General features: G+C 61.7%; 22 protein-coding genes and 1 tRNA gene. 14 read left to right on the top strand and 9 right to left on the bottom strand.

Translation table 11 applies throughout. The features are described 5' to 3' along the window. The first annotated feature begins 120 nt into the window (after window positions 1–120). From ABIA42_RS13000 to ABIA42_RS12975, 6 genes are all read left to right on the top strand, one after another. Window positions 121–606, top strand: coding sequence for a hypothetical protein (locus ABIA42_RS13000; RefSeq protein WP_370113226.1), 486 nt, complete (start codon window positions 121–123; stop codon window positions 604–606). A 396-nt stretch (window positions 607–1002) separates the two neighbouring features. After that, the gene (locus ABIA42_RS12995) at window positions 1003–1158 is read left to right on the top strand and encodes a hypothetical protein (protein ID WP_271530646.1); all 156 of its coding nucleotides are present in this window, start codon (window positions 1003–1005) and stop codon (window positions 1156–1158) included. Between the two features lie 96 nt (window positions 1159–1254). Then, on the top strand, window positions 1255–1725 hold the full coding sequence (locus ABIA42_RS12990; RefSeq protein WP_271530645.1) for a hypothetical protein: 471 nt from the start codon (window positions 1255–1257) through the stop codon (window positions 1723–1725). 19 nt (window positions 1726–1744) lie between these two features. After that, the gene (locus tag ABIA42_RS12985; RefSeq protein ID WP_370113229.1) at window positions 1745–1915 is read left to right on the top strand and encodes a hypothetical protein; all 171 of its coding nucleotides are present in this window, start codon (window positions 1745–1747) and stop codon (window positions 1913–1915) included. Between the two features lie 906 nt (window positions 1916–2821). Continuing rightward, window positions 2822–2992, top strand: coding sequence for a hypothetical protein (locus ABIA42_RS12980; protein WP_271530643.1), 171 nt, complete (start codon window positions 2822–2824; stop codon window positions 2990–2992). A 561-nt stretch (window positions 2993–3553) separates the two neighbouring features. Next, window positions 3554–3796 (top strand): hypothetical protein, encoded by a 243-nt coding sequence (locus tag ABIA42_RS12975; RefSeq protein ID WP_028181762.1) that lies wholly within the window; start codon window positions 3554–3556, stop codon window positions 3794–3796. Between the two features lie 1416 nt (window positions 3797–5212). On the opposite strand, the gene ABIA42_RS12970 is transcribed toward ABIA42_RS12975, so the two are convergent. Further along, a complete protein-coding gene (locus ABIA42_RS12970; RefSeq protein WP_124160848.1) occupies window positions 5213–5440 on the bottom strand; it encodes a hypothetical protein in 228 nt (75 codons plus the stop codon). Further along, window positions 5434–5667, bottom strand: a complete 234-nt coding sequence (locus ABIA42_RS12965; protein ID WP_197968518.1) for a hypothetical protein — start codon at window positions 5665–5667, stop codon at window positions 5434–5436. The genes ABIA42_RS12970 and ABIA42_RS12965 overlap by 7 nt, the downstream gene beginning before the upstream one ends. A gap of 89 nt (window positions 5668–5756) precedes the next feature. Here ABIA42_RS12965 and ABIA42_RS12960 point away from each other — a divergent pair, with 89 nt between their 5' ends. Together ABIA42_RS12960 and ABIA42_RS12955 are read left to right on the top strand one after the other, a co-directional pair. Then, window positions 5757–5948, top strand: a complete 192-nt coding sequence (locus tag ABIA42_RS12960) for a DUF3072 domain-containing protein (protein WP_239623481.1) — start codon at window positions 5757–5759, stop codon at window positions 5946–5948. Window positions 5949–6006: 58 nt separating this feature from the next. Further along, window positions 6007–6159 (top strand): hypothetical protein, encoded by a 153-nt coding sequence (locus ABIA42_RS12955; protein WP_271530641.1) that lies wholly within the window; start codon window positions 6007–6009, stop codon window positions 6157–6159. A gap of 148 nt (window positions 6160–6307) precedes the next feature. Here ABIA42_RS12955 and ABIA42_RS12950 read toward each other — a convergent pair whose 3' ends face one another. The 3 genes from ABIA42_RS12950 to ABIA42_RS12940 are packed head-to-tail and all read right to left on the bottom strand — an operon-like array spanning window position 6308 to window position 7349. Next, on the bottom strand, window positions 6308–6571 hold the full coding sequence (locus ABIA42_RS12950) for a hypothetical protein (RefSeq protein ID WP_271530640.1): 264 nt from the start codon (window positions 6569–6571) through the stop codon (window positions 6308–6310). Beyond that, window positions 6571–6771 carry a hypothetical protein gene (locus ABIA42_RS12945; protein ID WP_370113232.1) on the bottom strand — a complete coding sequence of 67 codons (201 nt, stop codon included), beginning with the start codon at window positions 6769–6771 and terminating at the stop codon, window positions 6571–6573. The genes ABIA42_RS12950 and ABIA42_RS12945 overlap by 1 nt, the downstream gene beginning before the upstream one ends. Before the next feature lie 5 nt (window positions 6772–6776). Further along, a complete protein-coding gene (locus ABIA42_RS12940) occupies window positions 6777–7349 on the bottom strand; it encodes a transposase (protein WP_370113234.1) in 573 nt (190 codons plus the stop codon). Between ABIA42_RS12940 and ABIA42_RS12935 the strand changes: the two genes are divergently transcribed. Next, window positions 7338–7526 carry a hypothetical protein gene (locus tag ABIA42_RS12935; protein ID WP_370113236.1) on the top strand — a complete coding sequence of 63 codons (189 nt, stop codon included), beginning with the start codon at window positions 7338–7340 and terminating at the stop codon, window positions 7524–7526. The two genes, ABIA42_RS12940 and ABIA42_RS12935, sit on opposite strands and share 12 nt — an antisense overlap. Window positions 7527–7584: 58 nt before the next feature. Then, a complete protein-coding gene (locus ABIA42_RS12930; protein WP_319332537.1) occupies window positions 7585–7737 on the top strand; it encodes a hypothetical protein in 153 nt (50 codons plus the stop codon). A 55-nt stretch (window positions 7738–7792) separates the two neighbouring features. Here ABIA42_RS12930 and ABIA42_RS12925 read toward each other — a convergent pair whose 3' ends face one another. Next, window positions 7793–9502 (bottom strand): phospholipase D-like domain-containing protein, encoded by a 1710-nt coding sequence (locus ABIA42_RS12925; protein WP_370113238.1) that lies wholly within the window; start codon window positions 9500–9502, stop codon window positions 7793–7795. A gap of 263 nt (window positions 9503–9765) precedes the next feature. On the opposite strand from ABIA42_RS12925, the gene ABIA42_RS12920 reads away from it, so the two are divergent. Next, window positions 9766–10218 carry a VOC family protein gene (locus ABIA42_RS12920; RefSeq protein ID WP_061880415.1) on the top strand — a complete coding sequence of 151 codons (453 nt, stop codon included), beginning with the start codon at window positions 9766–9768 and terminating at the stop codon, window positions 10216–10218. Window positions 10219–10505: 287 nt separating this feature from the next. After that, on the top strand, window positions 10506–11144 hold the full coding sequence (locus tag ABIA42_RS12915) for a glutathione S-transferase family protein (RefSeq protein ID WP_370113240.1): 639 nt from the start codon (window positions 10506–10508) through the stop codon (window positions 11142–11144). 217 nt (window positions 11145–11361) lie between these two features. Here ABIA42_RS12915 and ABIA42_RS12910 read toward each other — a convergent pair whose 3' ends face one another. From ABIA42_RS12910 to ABIA42_RS12900, 3 genes are read right to left on the bottom strand one after another with little or no spacing between them, the layout of a single operon-like run. Next, a complete protein-coding gene (locus ABIA42_RS12910; RefSeq protein WP_035678397.1) occupies window positions 11362–11529 on the bottom strand; it encodes a hypothetical protein in 168 nt (55 codons plus the stop codon). A gap of 5 nt (window positions 11530–11534) precedes the next feature. Further along, on the bottom strand, window positions 11535–11780 hold the full coding sequence (locus ABIA42_RS12905; RefSeq protein ID WP_370123502.1) for a hypothetical protein: 246 nt from the start codon (window positions 11778–11780) through the stop codon (window positions 11535–11537). A 56-nt stretch (window positions 11781–11836) separates the two neighbouring features. Next, entirely contained in the window at window positions 11837–12091 is a 255-nt protein-coding gene (locus ABIA42_RS12900; protein WP_028177535.1) for a PilZ domain-containing protein, read from the bottom strand. Between the two features lie 222 nt (window positions 12092–12313). On the opposite strand from ABIA42_RS12900, the gene ABIA42_RS12895 reads away from it, so the two are divergent. Together ABIA42_RS12895 and ABIA42_RS12890 are read left to right on the top strand one after the other, a co-directional pair. After that, window positions 12314–12388 (top strand) — tRNA-Glu (locus ABIA42_RS12895). 99 nt (window positions 12389–12487) lie between these two features. Beyond that, on the top strand, window positions 12488–13165 hold the full coding sequence (locus ABIA42_RS12890) for a hypothetical protein (RefSeq protein ID WP_370113243.1): 678 nt from the start codon (window positions 12488–12490) through the stop codon (window positions 13163–13165). Window positions 13166–13340 lie beyond the last annotated feature (175 nt).

The raw sequence follows: 13340 nt of genomic DNA, 5'->3' as shown, positions 1-13340 counted from the left end.
CAGTTGCTTATGTAAGGCAACGAAAGGGGATGAAATCCAAAGAAATCCGGAAAACCATAACTTTTAATCACGGGGTCCTGGGTTCGAGCCCCAGCGCGCTCACCAAGCACAATCAAAGACTTGATCGGCAACACTACCCATTTTGGTTCCGAGAAAACTGAAACTGGGAAGCAGGTGGGAAGAACTCTCGATTCTCCGTACCGCGAGAAGGCTGCACGCGACCACTCGACGGCGGAAGCCCGCGCTGATGAAACGCGACTACTGGCAGGCATTGCTGCCATCCCGCTCGCGATGATCATCGGCCTGATTTGCGAGACAATCGATCTGCGGCCGAAAGAGAAGGTTCAGACCATCGCGATCGGCTCCCACAAACGCATCGATCAGGCGAAGCGCGACGGCGCCAATGAGCTTTGGGTGCATCGTACCAACGCTCAGAGCAACGTGCACTTCCACGAGGTGGAACAGCGGCTGATCCGGGCGCTATGCCCGCCTATGAACTCGCAGCACAACTCCCTCGCGCACCTGGGCGGCATCCTTGGTTTGAAGTCGGGAAGTTGGCGAACGAGAAGCCGCAGACGGCTCCCTTTGGGCTTCTCAGTGGTTTGAAACTCTAAGTCCGCAAGGTACTTGGCGGGTTCATCAGTGCCCCCCGGAGACAACCGCCTATCAGGAGCGAAAGATGACGCAATCGAACCAACGCATCCTTTGTGGAACGTGCCGGTCAGACCTCACCGGTCCGGAGGAGCACAACGACGATTCCATCTTCAAGTGTCTGGTCTGTGGCCAAGAGGAAGAGCTTGGCGAGATTCGACCCCGCGCCCAGGAAATATCACTACGTCTTGGATGATGTGCCGTAAGTCGCGGCGGGCAAAAGGTCAAACGTGCTCATCCACCGTTTTACAACCTGAGGAAACATGCCTGTAGGTCAGCGGCTCTGCATTTTCCGAATCGTCTTCCCGTGCTCGCTCCTCCGCCAGAGGCGTTGTGTTCAGGGGTGTCAGAGTGAGCCAGTTTCTATCGGTGCTGTTGTTAGTGACGGCCGTCCTGCTGACCTTGTGCTTCGGGGTGGCCGCCTGGCGCCAGTCGGCTGGGACCGACGTCAATATTACCGCCACCATTCCCGACGAGGAAACCGGCTGGCGAGCGCGGCCGAACTAACGGTCCCCCGCGCGGGCCGCGGTATTTTTACCAGTTCGGCGAACGTCGCATTGATCTCTCCCCCTAGTTGCGCTTGATTGTTGCAAGGGGGCGAGCATGCGTTTGATTGCGATCGCTGGGCTATGCCTCGCTTTGGGCGGCTGCGGCACGAAATATCAGGAGATGGGGTTTACAGGCGGCGTTGCGGCGCAGCAGATGACTGCGGACACGTGGCGCATACAGTCACGAGGCAACGCTTACACTAACTCCGCCACGGTGCAGGACTATGTCCTCCTCAAAGCCGCAGAAACCACGCAAGCGGCCGGCGGGACGCATTTTCAGATCATCAGCGCGGCGGACGCCAGTCGAGCGTCCACGGTCGTTACACCCGGAACGAGCAACACAACGTTCGTCGGCAATCAAGCGTTCACAATGACCTCTCCCGGCAGCGTGGACACCGTGATCAGACCGGGCCAAGACGTCTATGTGCGTGTACTGAAGCTACCTCCTGGTCCGCCGCCGCAGGGCGTCTACTCCGCCCAGGAGATTATCCAGTTCGTGGGATCTCGAGTGGAGCGTCCGCGATAGCGACAATCGGAGGAGCGGCATGTTTGAAATCAACGGTTTCGACACGGCGGGCGTCGTCAGCCTCAAGCGGCTGTCACTCGCCGCTGCCCTCAAGAAGGCCAAAGAGCTTGTTCAGGACGGATGCTGGGACGTTCAGGTCGTTGATCCCAACGACCGCGTCCACACTTCGTTTGGAGAGCAGGCCGCCTAGTTCCGAGCGATCACCCGCGTCTGTCGCCGCTATCCGATGCACTCTCTTTTTGCCGTGGGTTTCATGGGTCTGCTGCTCGTATTGTGCACCGCTGCAGACGCAGCAACAGTGCATCACCCCTGTAAAGGATACGAAAGAGATCACCTTCGCCAGATGCACGAGATGGGCGTCTGCGGCGTCCTCGCTTGTTGCGCCGATGATCGATGCAGCCACCGCTTGGCTCTCAATGCCGATTGCTGGCTTGACGACATGCGGCTGTCAGATCTCGAGCGGCGGTTTGTCAGCAAAACCTGCGGACGACGAGGCGCTGATGTTCGGCCGGATTTTGAGAGGGGTAAGCCGCCGATGGTCCTCACGGTGACCGACCACATGAACCAACAAAGCAATGGGAAAAGCCGCAGCGTGGTTCCAGCCCCCACTGCGGCATTCCCGGCAGAAATAGAACCAAGTACTTAAATCGCGCCGGTGTTCATTCTATAGAACACCCCGTTCCGAAAATGGACTCCGTATAACTACCGGAGTGCGATGTTCTACGCATTGCCGCCCGGATGCGAATGTGGCACGGCTCGGGTTCCAGCCCCCAAATGCTCCCGGCTGCCGATTCAATTGCGGATCAGAGCGCCGGGAGTGCCGGGCGAGATGAGGGTGGCCGTCCGACCTCCCGTCTCCCAAAAGGAAGATCCCTCGTCCCCGATGCGATCGATGCCGCACAGCGATGGCTCTGCGCTTCTGGAAGCTGCACTGATGTCATGATTTCTGAATGCGTTGGAGTTGCGGTGACAGTGCACGCAACGCGCTTATCGCTCCTGCTTGGCACTTGGCTGCCGTTCCCAAAGCCCTCCCACCCCAAAAATCGGAAGACACGCCGCCGGAAACGTGTACGCTTCACAAAACCGGAGGGACAGCATGTTTGAAATCAACGGTTTCGACACGGCGGGCGTCGTCAACCTCAAGCGGCTGTCACTCGCCGCCGCTCTCAAGAAAGCCAAAGAGCTTGTCGAGGACGGCTGCCGGGACGTTCAGGTCGTCGATCCCGACGGCCGGGTCTACACCTCGTTTGAAGAGCAGGCCGCCTAAAGCGCGATGCGATTAGGATGAATCGTCATCGCGCTTTAGGTTGTTGTTTAAGCATGATCTTTTCGGAAAACCGCTGCGCACTTTTCCGGATCATGCTTTAGTTCCGAGCGATCACCCGCGCCTGTCGCCGCTATCCGCCTCGGCCGACGTTCGACGAGGCATTGTCGAGCCAGCGCCGTGTTGCTTCGTCACTCCAACCGGGGACCGCGAAGCGCGCCGGTGGCGTCGCATTCGTGCGTGGCCGGTCTACCGCAAGAGGGCGTGCGCGAGGGCGATGCACCGTTGCTGCGTCTGCGGCGCTGCACAGGACGAGCAGCAGACCCATGAGACCCATGGCAAAGGGAGAGCGCATCGCATCAGCTCCAATCGAGCAATCGTTCCTGCAATGTGTTGCCCTGATCGGTTCGCCACAATCAACGGCGCCTTCACAAGCAGGCGAGAGAAGCGCGGGCCCTTGCGGCGGCGCGGGCAATCGTCAACGCGCGCGCGATGGCATTGCCAGTCGACTGGTTTGAGCGCAGGCTCTCTTCAGGCGCTTCAGACGCCGCACGGGAGAGACACATGAAGGAACCGGGCCTGGATGGCCGCCATCGGGACAAGGATGGCCAGATCAGCAAGAAGCACGGCAACACGCTGGTCGGCACATTGCGCAAGATCTATGGAAAGGGCTTTGCGGCCGGGTATCCCGATGCGGCGCAGCTCAGCGAGGTCCTGGCCCAGCTGAACGAGACGTCGCTGAGCCAGCTGCGTCGCGATCACGACACCGGGCACTTGGCGCACAAGATCGATCACGCCTTGAAGTGACGCCTCGCGGTGAGAGCCGCCATCGGAGGCGCGTATCCAGCGGCAGTTATTGGCGTTCCTCGTACTTGTTACAGCGGCCATCGCCCGGCTGGACCCGGCTGAGTTCCTGAAACGGCGGATCACAACGCAGGAGCGTGTACACCTTGTAAGAGGGCGGCGGGACGCGCCAGCAGAGATTCTGGCCCGCTGGTATCTGGTACGTGTCCCCGTTCGCCAACGTATAGCTGCACGAGGCGTCCGGGCCGTTTACCTTCCCCTCCGCGTGGGCCTGGGTCAGCGAAGCCAACGCGAGGAACATCACCAACAATCTGCGCATTTTGTCCTCCGCACATCTGATCGCACACCAGTGGAACTGGGATGCGGACATCGCTTCAGCAAGTCACAGATTCCTGAAAAGCACGCCGGGCAGTCACGAGGGCAATTGGCGGAGCTTCGACGTGACCCGCGCCTGCTCGAATGAAGCGCAGGCCGCGGGCTCCTCCTGCGCGGAATATCTTTTCTCTTGAACGCCCAGTCCTTAGGACCATGGCTTCTGCGCTCCCGTGAGGACGGAATGCGCGGGAGCAGTTTCAGCGGGCACCGACGCCATTTAGCCATCCTGAGGAGACCGCGAAGCTCCCGTCTCGAAGGACGAGGCGCGCGCTCAGCTCGCGAATGAAGCCATATGCGTTTGCCCAGCAAGTCCGGCGCTGTGGATTCTCTTTTGAACGTTCTGCCGGCTTGCTCGTCTTTCAGTTGAAGCGTCCCCAAGCTTCACCCCGACAGAGAACCCCGCTTCCCCCAGGCGGGGTTTTCGTTTCAGGCGCGCTGCATCGGCTCGCCCGGAATTTCAAGCCTCTCTTTGCCGTTGACCCGGCTCCCCTCCCGACGCACCTTTTGGGCGGGCAGGGTTCTGAGGAGGAATTATGCCGAAAACCCTTGTGGAATTCAGAGCGCAGAACCTTCGTTTGCTTAAACAGCTTTGTCCCGATGATCCCCGATACATCCAGGCCTGGTTGAAGCAATTCGACGAGCAGAACGGGATCACACCCGTAGCGCGTCCGAAGCCCGGCAAAACTCGACGGACTACTCCGCCGAGGAAGGCCGCTTCGCCCGGTCGGACCAGGTCAGCGCCCTCCTCCTCGGTCTCGCCACGCTGATCGGCGCAACGACGAGCGCGCACGTCTTCGTCCCTGTTGCTGCTTGCTCCCCGTCGTAACGGGAGCGCAGAAGACGGTGCGATGGCGGCAGGCCTGCGCGCCGTCAGCCATCGCTACTCTTCCAGCTTGTGGCCGCTCTCGGCGAACAGCTGCAGTTGGGACCGCCGTCATCGCAATTTGGCGCCGTGCAAATTGACGGCGCATCTCGAACACGAGCGTTGACACCAGCGACGTGCCCCGATGCGATGCACGAGCAACGACACGAGGGCACAGTCCCTCACGGAATATCCGCGGCCTTCCGGTTGTCGCCGATTGAAACCGGCTTGTTCAGGAAATATTCGCGGTTGCCTGTCGCGGCCTCCGCGTACTGGTCGATGGCCACGATGATGGCCTGGACGTGGGCATAGCACCACCCTTCCCGCGTCGCCTTTCTACGAACGTCCTCGAGCGCGGTCAGGAAGGGCGACAGCTCTCTCTCGTCGTCGAACCAGCGCCTGCTCACCATGTCCTCCCGCCGAGTACCCTGCCCTTGTTGTGATGCGGCTCTGCGCTCCTCAGCGCGTCGCGCTGGGCGCAGAGACTTTCAACCTTCGCCTCCATCCGCGACAGCAGCGCTTCGGCCGAGGCGGTCCCGACGCCCGCCCGCTGCAGCTGCAGGATCTCCTTTCTCTGCCTGCCAATCTGGATGCGCATCCGTTCGATCTCCCGCCTGACAAAGTCCAGGTCCGGCATGTTCAGCCCTCGCGATATGAATATGGCCAAAGAGAACAAAAACGGAACGAAGAGTCGAGTCCGGCGTTTGACGGAAAAGGAGATTTGCGATGGCGGACAATACCCGGAAGGAACCGAAAGATTGGGTTTCCGGGGACGACCCGATGACGGGAGCCCAGGAATCCTATCTCAAGACCCTCGCCGAGCAGGCGCACCAGGACCTGCCGGAGGAGGAACTAACCAAGGCCGAGGCCTCGGAGCTGATCGACGAGATGCGGCAAAAGGCCGGGCTGGAGCGGTGACCCGTATTCTTGCGGGAATCCGGAACCACGTATATGCAAACGAAATTGGGAATCGAAAATGCCTTATTTCGTTTGCGCCCGCGACGGAGCGGGCCAGATCATTTTGAAGCGCGACACAAGGGAAGCGGCCGAGAAGAAGGCCGCCGAGCTCCGTGACATGGGCTATTTCGAAGTCGAGATCGTCGTGAAGGATGTCGAGAAGGCGGCGTGAGCGAGTGGGCACGGTCGCCGGAGTTGGCCGTGCATGATCAAACAAACGCTGCGGCATCAGCTGCTATCAAGGTCGACCCAATCTGCCCCGCGGTGCCCCAAAGCGCAGCAACCCTCGCAATCTTTCCCATCATCTGAAGCCCAGGGCTTCATGCTTCCCTCAGCACCTTAAAGGCGCTGAGAATGACGAAAGCGCCCAGACCGTAGGTCAGTGCGTTCACGCCCCAGCAAATGGCGATGCCGAGGAAGGTGGATCCTCCGACCGCTCCCCAGAAAAAATAAGCCGCGGTGATGCCCGGCCACTCCAGCGAGAGGAACGCGAAGTCGGTTAGAGGCTCCGCGACGAGGAGCACTGAGGAGATGAACGCCCCGATTGCCAATGCGATGATGAGGCTCGCTTTAACGGAGTACATCACAGCCCCAGCAGGCCGGCGATAACGGGAATGAGGAAATAGGCGGCGATCCCGAGAAGGCCGCCCACGACAACGCGTGCAGCACGGCCATGAATCTTCGTATCGAGCCACGCAGAGATGGCCACCGCAGCCTGTCTCAGCCAGCTAGCAGCGATGCTTCTGACGAGGTCAAACAGGAGTTCTGCAACGAGTGCGGCCATGGCGTTTAGTCGGCACCACCTCTGGCGGGGTTCAAGTGTTGAGGGAATGAACCCTTATTACGGTGACAGTGCACTAAATACCCCCGACTCCACCGACAGCTTCGGCCGCGCTTGGCGGGCTTGAGGACGCGCCCGGTCTGACGTTCGAGACGGCTAAGAAAGCGGCTGTCTCCAAGCGGCCGGCCGATGCTCTCGGCTGAACGCAGGGCGTCGAACAGATCGTCTTCCCGTTCGGTCGCCAGCAGATCGGCGAACTCCGGAAAACGATCGCGGATCGGCGCCAGCGCGGTCACGCCATCGTCCCTGCCGCGCAAATGCGCGCGCGTGCTCGACCAGCGCCAGTCCTGTGCCCGCGGCACCAGGCGCGCCCGCACCGGATTGAGCGACACGTAGCGCAGCGCCGCCGCGAGATGTTCTTCGTCCATGGCAACAGCGCCGAACCGGCCCTGCCAGAAATGACCGGTACGCTTACGTCGCGCGTGGATGATCCCGGCGTAGCTGCGGTGCACGCGCGAGAGCGCACGCCGCAGCCCGTCGGGATCGGACGGCACCAGGATCAGGTGCACGTGGTTCGGCATCAGGCACTAGGCCCACACCTCGACCCCAGCGTCCTTGCAGTTCGCCGCAAGCAGGTCGCGATACAGCGCATAATCGCCGTCCTCGAAGAACGTGCGCGCCCGGAGGATGAACTGACCAAGGCCGAGGCCTCGGAGCTGATCGAGGAGATGCGGCAAAAGGCCGGGCTGGAGCGGTGACCCGTATTCTTGCGGGAATCCGGAGCCATGTGTATGCAAACGAAATTGGGAATCGAAAATGCCTTATTTCGTTTGCGCCCGCGACGGAGCGGGCCAGATCATTTTGAAGCGCGACACAAGGGAAGCGGCCGAGAAGAAGGCCGCCGAGCTCCGCGACATGGGCTATTTCGAAGTCGAGATTATCGTGAAGGATGTCGAGAAGGCGGCGTGAGAGGTCGGGAACGAAGCCGTGTCTCCGGGCAGCGTTAAAGCCCGACAGTCGCGGCTCAATCCTCCTTCATGAATATCTCACGCCGTAGCTGCTTTTGCCCCGCCTTGAAATGACCGGGCACCCATTCCTTCCAATCCTCCTTCAGGAAGCCGGCGTCCGGGTCGCCCTTGCCCGCCTCCTTGATCTTCTTGATGACATAACGCGAGTAGAAGTGGTCGAACACGCGCATGAACTCGCCGAAATAGATGTCGGCGACTCTTGTGTTGCCGCGGATGACCAGCATGTTCTCGTCGTTGGCGTTCTGCGACGGCCTGCTGAAATTGGCGGTGCCCGTTACGACGATCGGGTCAGAACTCAAGGGATCGACCAGCAGAAACTTGTCGTGAACATAAAAGTTGCGGTTGAAACCCGTCAGCTTCTCGCCGAGGAAGAATTCGATGTCGCCCTTTGAAAGCTTGGCTCCGGGCGCCATGACACTGTTGCCCGTCACTTTGATTTCGTCGGCAAACTCGTCTCCGGGGTCCTTGTCGAAAAGCGAGTAGCGGAGCGTATCATCGTCCTTTGCCAGCGCCTTGTAGAAGAAGTCATCCAGATTGAAGGCGAAGGTTATGCAAGCCATCCGCTTGGCGTCGGCGAGGAGATCCGCGTACCACTCCAGCGTCGTTGGCTTGGTCTTGCCGTCGCGCGGCGAGTACAGCTGCAAGATGCGATCCTTCGGCGGCAAGGTATGGCGCGCAGGCGTCGCATCAACAGCGAGATTCGCGTTCTTCAGGGGAGTCAGCGTCACGTCCGGTGCAGCGAGGCGCTCCCAATAATCGAGGAAGCTCTGTGCAATCTCACCGTCCCATATGACGTGGCCGACATTGGAATGACCGAAGATTCCGCCCGAGGAAATGTTCGTCGACCCCGTCCAGACGGCGATCGGCACGCCGTCGTGGAGCAGAACGATGAATTTGTTATGCCTGATGCCGGCGCGTGACTTCTGCGGCGTGCAGATGCTCTTGATCTTGGCCGCAGCTATCATCTCCTCGTTTTCGTCCGCATAGCTTTGTGCCTCGTAGCGGATATCGACGTCGACGCCCGCATTCTTCGCTTTCTTGAACGCCAGGCCGACGGGCTTGTAGCGAAATTCGTAGAGCATCGCCCGCAACGCGTACGCGTCAGGGTTTTGTAGCGTTGCGGGATATTCGATGAACTTGACGAGCGCCTCGAACAAGCCTCGGGAAAGCCATTTCATCGCATCCGAGCTGGGATCGTTTTCATCGAGCTCGGTCTTGCCGAACTTGCGCGCGAACGCCTGAGACCCGGCCGCGCCACGGTTGAAGTAGATATCGTGGGTGGTTTCTCCGGGCTTCTTCCCGCCCTCTTCGGCCTCCGTACTCACGCGAATTCTGGTTGCTGATGCAACATCGAGTTCGAGTAATTTCGGCTTGCCGTAAATCGGGATGACGCTGAACTCGTAGGTTGTCGCCGGTCTCGCCGTGTAGTCGCCCCACTGAAATGTCTGAATCGGATGCTCCGACGTCGGCACCGGAGTTCCGGGAGCCAGCCCTTCATCCTTGTGCTTGAAGCGCTTGATCCCCCGGATGAAGTAGCGCTCGTGAACATTCCCGTTCTTGTCGAACTCGGTGCGCTCGATGGCGAAGCCCAATAGTCCGGTCTTCCTGGCTTCCTGGCCCGGCGCGAAGTCCCAGGCCAGCGTAACAACGTGCAGTCCAGCAATTGCGCGCACGTACAATACGGCGCCCTCTTCAAATTCGCGCACGGAAAGCCTCCAATCTTGCCCCTGCGCAATATGCAGGGAGGTCGCGTTTCCCAACGAGACACGTGCATCCTCTCACGAGAACAATCCAAAGTCGAGATGCCTCCCAGGATCACAGCCGTTATAGCCATTTGCGTCTTCGCGATGCTTGGGGCTCCACGTACACTGGCTCCGCCCCCTGCCCCTCCTCCCGAATTCCTGCTATCCCTCCCTCCGCCGGCTCCGCCGCCGCCAAAACCCTCCATTCGTTCCAGGGAGCAACAACCATGCGATACCTCCACACCATGCTGCGCGTGCGCAATCTCGATGTCGCGCTGAAATTCTATGTTGATGCTTTCGGCTTGAAGGAGGTGCGGCGGATCGAGAACGACAAGGGGCGCTTCACACTGGTGTTCCTGTGCTCGGCGGACGATCTCGAGGCGCTGAAGAAGCAGCCGCCGACGCGCGGGGCGCCGCTGGTCGAGCTCACTTACAATTGGGACGAGGAGACCTACGGCGAGGATCGCTTCTTCGGCCATCTCGCCTATGAGGTCGACGACATCTACGCCACGTGCGAGAAGCTGATGAAGGCCGGCGTCACCATCAACCGTCCCCCGCGCGACGGCAACATGGCCTTCGTGCGCTCGCCGGACCTGCACTCGATCGAGCTGTTGCAGAAGGGCGATCCGAAGCCGCCGCAGGAGCCGTGGCTGTCGATGCCGAACACCGGTCATTGGTAGGTTTGCGCGCGGAACAAGCGCTCACGACCCGCGTTCACCCTCCAGTGAGACAATTGGAGGAGGATGCGATGGCGAGAGGGCTATTGCTGTGGATGATTGGCGTGCCGATCCCGGTGATCATTCTGTTGTGGCTGTTCTTCGGCCGCTGACCGTCAGGTCGAACTTTGCAACGAAAGCTCCGCCGCGTGCGGAGCTTTTTGCATGAGGGGCGCGCCGCAATCGCGCATCGCTCCGACCAGCGAATTCCGCTATCACCCGCAGCAAGCGACAATGCGGGGAGACGCTTCATGCCTGATACCAAGATGACGATCTGGGGCCGCGCCAATTCGGTCAACGTGCAGAAGGTGCTGTGGTGTCTCACCGAGCTTGGCCTCGCTTGCGAGCGCGTCGACGCCGGCATGCAATACGGCAAGACCCGCGAGGCCGACTATCTCGCGATGAACCCCAATGCGCGGATCCCGACGCTGGTCGAGGGCGACTTCGTGCTGTGGGAGTCCAACTCGATCATGCGCTATCTCTGCCTCGCGCATGGAAGCGGCACGCCGATCTACCCGGAGGCGCCGAAGCAGCGCGCCTCGGTCGACCGCTGGCTCGACTGGACGCTGTCGACCGTGCAGCCGGTCGACCGCCCGGTGTTCTGGGGCATCGTGCGCACGGCGCCCGCCGAGCGCGACATGATCCAGGTGCAGCGCGATGCCGATGCTGCCGCCGAGGTCTGGGCCATCGCCGACCGCCTGCTCTCTTCGCGCCGCTTCATCGAGGGCGATGCGTTCACGCTCGCCGACATCGCGATCGGGTCCTATGCGCGGCGCTGGCTCGGGGTCGAAGGCATCAGCCGGCCCGCGCAGCCGCACCTCACCCGCTGGCTCGCCGAGCTCGACAAACGGCCCGGATTTGCGCAATTCGTCGCACCGCCGATGTCGTGACCGCTGGCAGGGTGCAAGCTGCAGCGATCGCGCGAGCGGAGGTGATGTCTGAGCAAGCCGCGCGACCTATCGGCCGCACCTTTCAACGATGACATCATACCCCTGTTTTGCCCGACGCGTCAAAGCCATATTCGCCAAATCCTAAGAACGGAATGACCAGCGTTTGCCGTGACTTGGCTACTGTGCATGGGGTTGTTTTCGCAGTTTTGTCGGGGCTTCAGCGCCAGCCGCGCTCGACCAGCAGGACGGCGATGATGAGCACCAGCGTCACCACGGCGGTCGCCAGCCGGGCCGTCCAGCTCAGGCCGCGGCCGACCCACCACAGCAGCGCGCAATACATCATGATGGGAACGATGAGGTCGAGCCGCAGCAGGTCCGCCGGCATGGCCCTTAGCGCCTGACGCTGGTGTCGATGCTGATCGAGCCACCGACCTTCACGCAGGTCCCGGTGCCCTCGACCATGACGAAGCGCGGGCCGTAGGAGGCGCAGGAGCCCGCTCTTGTCTTTCCGACGGTGCTCTTCAACGGCGGGGCGTTGCCCGCTTGCTGCCGTTCGGCAGGCGGAAGGCGGAGGCTCTCGGCCGCGGTCGCGGACGTGGCCAGCAACGAGATCAGGATGAGGAGCGGCGTACGCATCGCCGCCTTGTAGCCCGGACCGGCGGGGCGCGCCATCGGGGCGTCCGCGTCCGCGATCAGATGAACTTGACGCCGGCCGACTTGCCCCGGCGCCAGACCACCTGGCAGCTCCGCCCGGTGCGCGCGTCGCGCGCGAAGGCCATCCGGATCACGCCCGGAAGCTGGCTCGCGTCCTCGTCCAGCGTGATTTTCGCGCCCGTGTCCGAGATGTCCCGGACCAGGCAATGCCGTGCGGCGAAGCCGCCGTCGAGGGTGATCCAGGCGTGCTGCGACAACAGCTTGCGGGCTGCGCGCTTTTTCGGCGGTGGCATTTGGAAAATCTCCCGCTCCAGCGCTACGCAGGGAACCCTAAGAAACCGTTGAAATCTCCCCCGATGCCCCCCGGTCCACGCTATCCACGGGCGCCAAAAGTCCGTTCCCGAACGGCTTGCCCGGGAGCGCAAACGCCACTATACGTTCGCCCGCTGCAAGCCGCCGGGCGCTGTTCGGCCGGCCAGCGGCCGTGCCGCGGCAAGCGGCGGGGCCCTGCGTTTGCTCCCTTCGTCTATCGGTTAGGACGCCACCCTTTCACGGTGGAGAGAGCGGTTCGATTCCGCTAGGGAGCGCCAGCTGCGCGATGGCTCGCCAACGCCGACAATCCTCCGCCGCGGCATGAACTCCCCGCCTCCGCCCTCCGACCAATCTCCGATCGGAACCGGTACAGGCCCGTGGAGCAGCGCGAGACCATTCCCAAGAGCCATTCCGGCGCTGCCCCGCAGCCGCCGCCCTGGATGCATCGCGCGGCACCCCATGTGCCGGACCGGCGTGCCAGGATGCTCGAGCACATGGCGCGCGCCAGAGCGCTTCCGCAGCGCCAGGGCGCGGCTGCGCAGCCCAAGACGCAGCCCAAGACATCATCGCCGCCCGCGGCGGGCATGACGATTCTCGGCGATGCCTGCAGCTACGCAATCCTGTTCGGCATCATTGCGCTCCTGTTCCAGTCCAGCGTTCCTCTCTACCTCGGCGCGTTTCTCTTCCTGGGCGACGGCACGCGCATCGAAAGCGCGTTCGGAGCGATCGAGATCAGGTTCGAGCCCGATACGATCGGGCCCGATATCGTCAAGGGCTCCGTGTTCTGGTTCGCCTGGATCGCGCTACTCGTATCCATGAGAAGCTCCGTCCCCGCCTTTCTCGCCGCGTGGATGCCACCGGCCGCCCCATGGTTTTGGATCGCCGGCATCGCTCTCGCGCTCGCCATTTTCGATGCGCTCGCCGCGCTGACGATCCGGCGCGCAGGTCCGTGGTTCAACTTGTCGATCAGGCCGGACGGCCTGGCTCGGACGACGATAAAGACCGTCATTCTCGTTGGCGTGCTGGCGCTGCTGGTGCTGCTCGGGCTGGTCTGAAACGCCATCGCTTGATTCTGCTGTGACGGTATTGCGACCTTACGCCGCGAGCCATCGCGCGACTCTCGTTCGCGCATTTACCGGAAATTTACCCCTGCTCATGCGCGCCGGTGTCAATTGCTTAGAGTTTGGCCGCTAGCCGTGGAACCACGGAATCCCAAACAGATCGGCGATC

The organism is Bradyrhizobium sp. USDA 327 (genome assembly GCF_041262065.1).
GTDB lineage: Bacteria > Pseudomonadota > Alphaproteobacteria > Rhizobiales > Xanthobacteraceae > Bradyrhizobium > Bradyrhizobium liaoningense.
The sequence above is the reverse complement of the archived record's forward strand: the minus strand, read 5'-3'. Positions and strand labels throughout refer to the sequence as shown.

Bases quoted from the DNA above. Each gene is read 5' to 3' on its own strand.
- ABIA42_RS12910 (WP_035678397.1), bottom strand. From the start codon at position 11,529: ATGCCGGCGGACCTGCTGCGGCTCGACCTCATCGTTCCCATCATGATG.
- ABIA42_RS12945 (WP_370113232.1), bottom strand. From the start codon at position 6,771: ATGGCCGCACTCGTTGCAGAACTCCTGTTTGACCTCGTCAGAAGCATC.
- ABIA42_RS12960 (WP_239623481.1), top strand. From the start codon at position 5,757: ATGGCGGACAATACCCGGAAGGAACCGAAAGATTGGGTTTCCGGGGAC.
- ABIA42_RS12930 (WP_319332537.1), top strand. From the start codon at position 7,585: ATGCCTTATTTCGTTTGCGCCCGCGACGGAGCGGGCCAGATCATTTTG.
- ABIA42_RS12965 (WP_197968518.1), bottom strand. From the start codon at position 5,667: ATGCCGGACCTGGACTTTGTCAGGCGGGAGATCGAACGGATGCGCATC.
- ABIA42_RS12900 (WP_028177535.1), bottom strand. From the start codon at position 12,091: ATGCCACCGCCGAAAAAGCGCGCAGCCCGCAAGCTGTTGTCGCAGCAC.
- ABIA42_RS12905 (WP_370123502.1), bottom strand. From the start codon at position 11,780: ATGCGTACGCCGCTCCTCATCCTGATCTCGTTGCTGGCCACGTCCGCG.
- ABIA42_RS12940 (WP_370113234.1), bottom strand. From the start codon at position 7,349: ATGCCGAACCACGTGCACCTGATCCTGGTGCCGTCCGATCCCGACGGG.
- ABIA42_RS12990 (WP_271530645.1), top strand. From the start codon at position 1,255: ATGCGTTTGATTGCGATCGCTGGGCTATGCCTCGCTTTGGGCGGCTGC.
- ABIA42_RS12950 (WP_271530640.1), bottom strand. From the start codon at position 6,571: ATGTACTCCGTTAAAGCGAGCCTCATCATCGCATTGGCAATCGGGGCG.
- ABIA42_RS12920 (WP_061880415.1), top strand. From the start codon at position 9,766: ATGCGATACCTCCACACCATGCTGCGCGTGCGCAATCTCGATGTCGCG.
- ABIA42_RS12970 (WP_124160848.1), bottom strand. From the start codon at position 5,440: ATGGTGAGCAGGCGCTGGTTCGACGACGAGAGAGAGCTGTCGCCCTTC.
- ABIA42_RS12975 (WP_028181762.1), top strand. From the start codon at position 3,554: ATGAAGGAACCGGGCCTGGATGGCCGCCATCGGGACAAGGATGGCCAG.
- ABIA42_RS12980 (WP_271530643.1), top strand. From the start codon at position 2,822: ATGTTTGAAATCAACGGTTTCGACACGGCGGGCGTCGTCAACCTCAAG.
- ABIA42_RS12955 (WP_271530641.1), top strand. From the start codon at position 6,007: ATGCCTTATTTCGTTTGCGCCCGCGACGGAGCGGGCCAGATCATTTTG.
- ABIA42_RS12915 (WP_370113240.1), top strand. From the start codon at position 10,506: ATGCCTGATACCAAGATGACGATCTGGGGCCGCGCCAATTCGGTCAAC.
- ABIA42_RS12985 (WP_370113229.1), top strand. From the start codon at position 1,745: ATGTTTGAAATCAACGGTTTCGACACGGCGGGCGTCGTCAGCCTCAAG.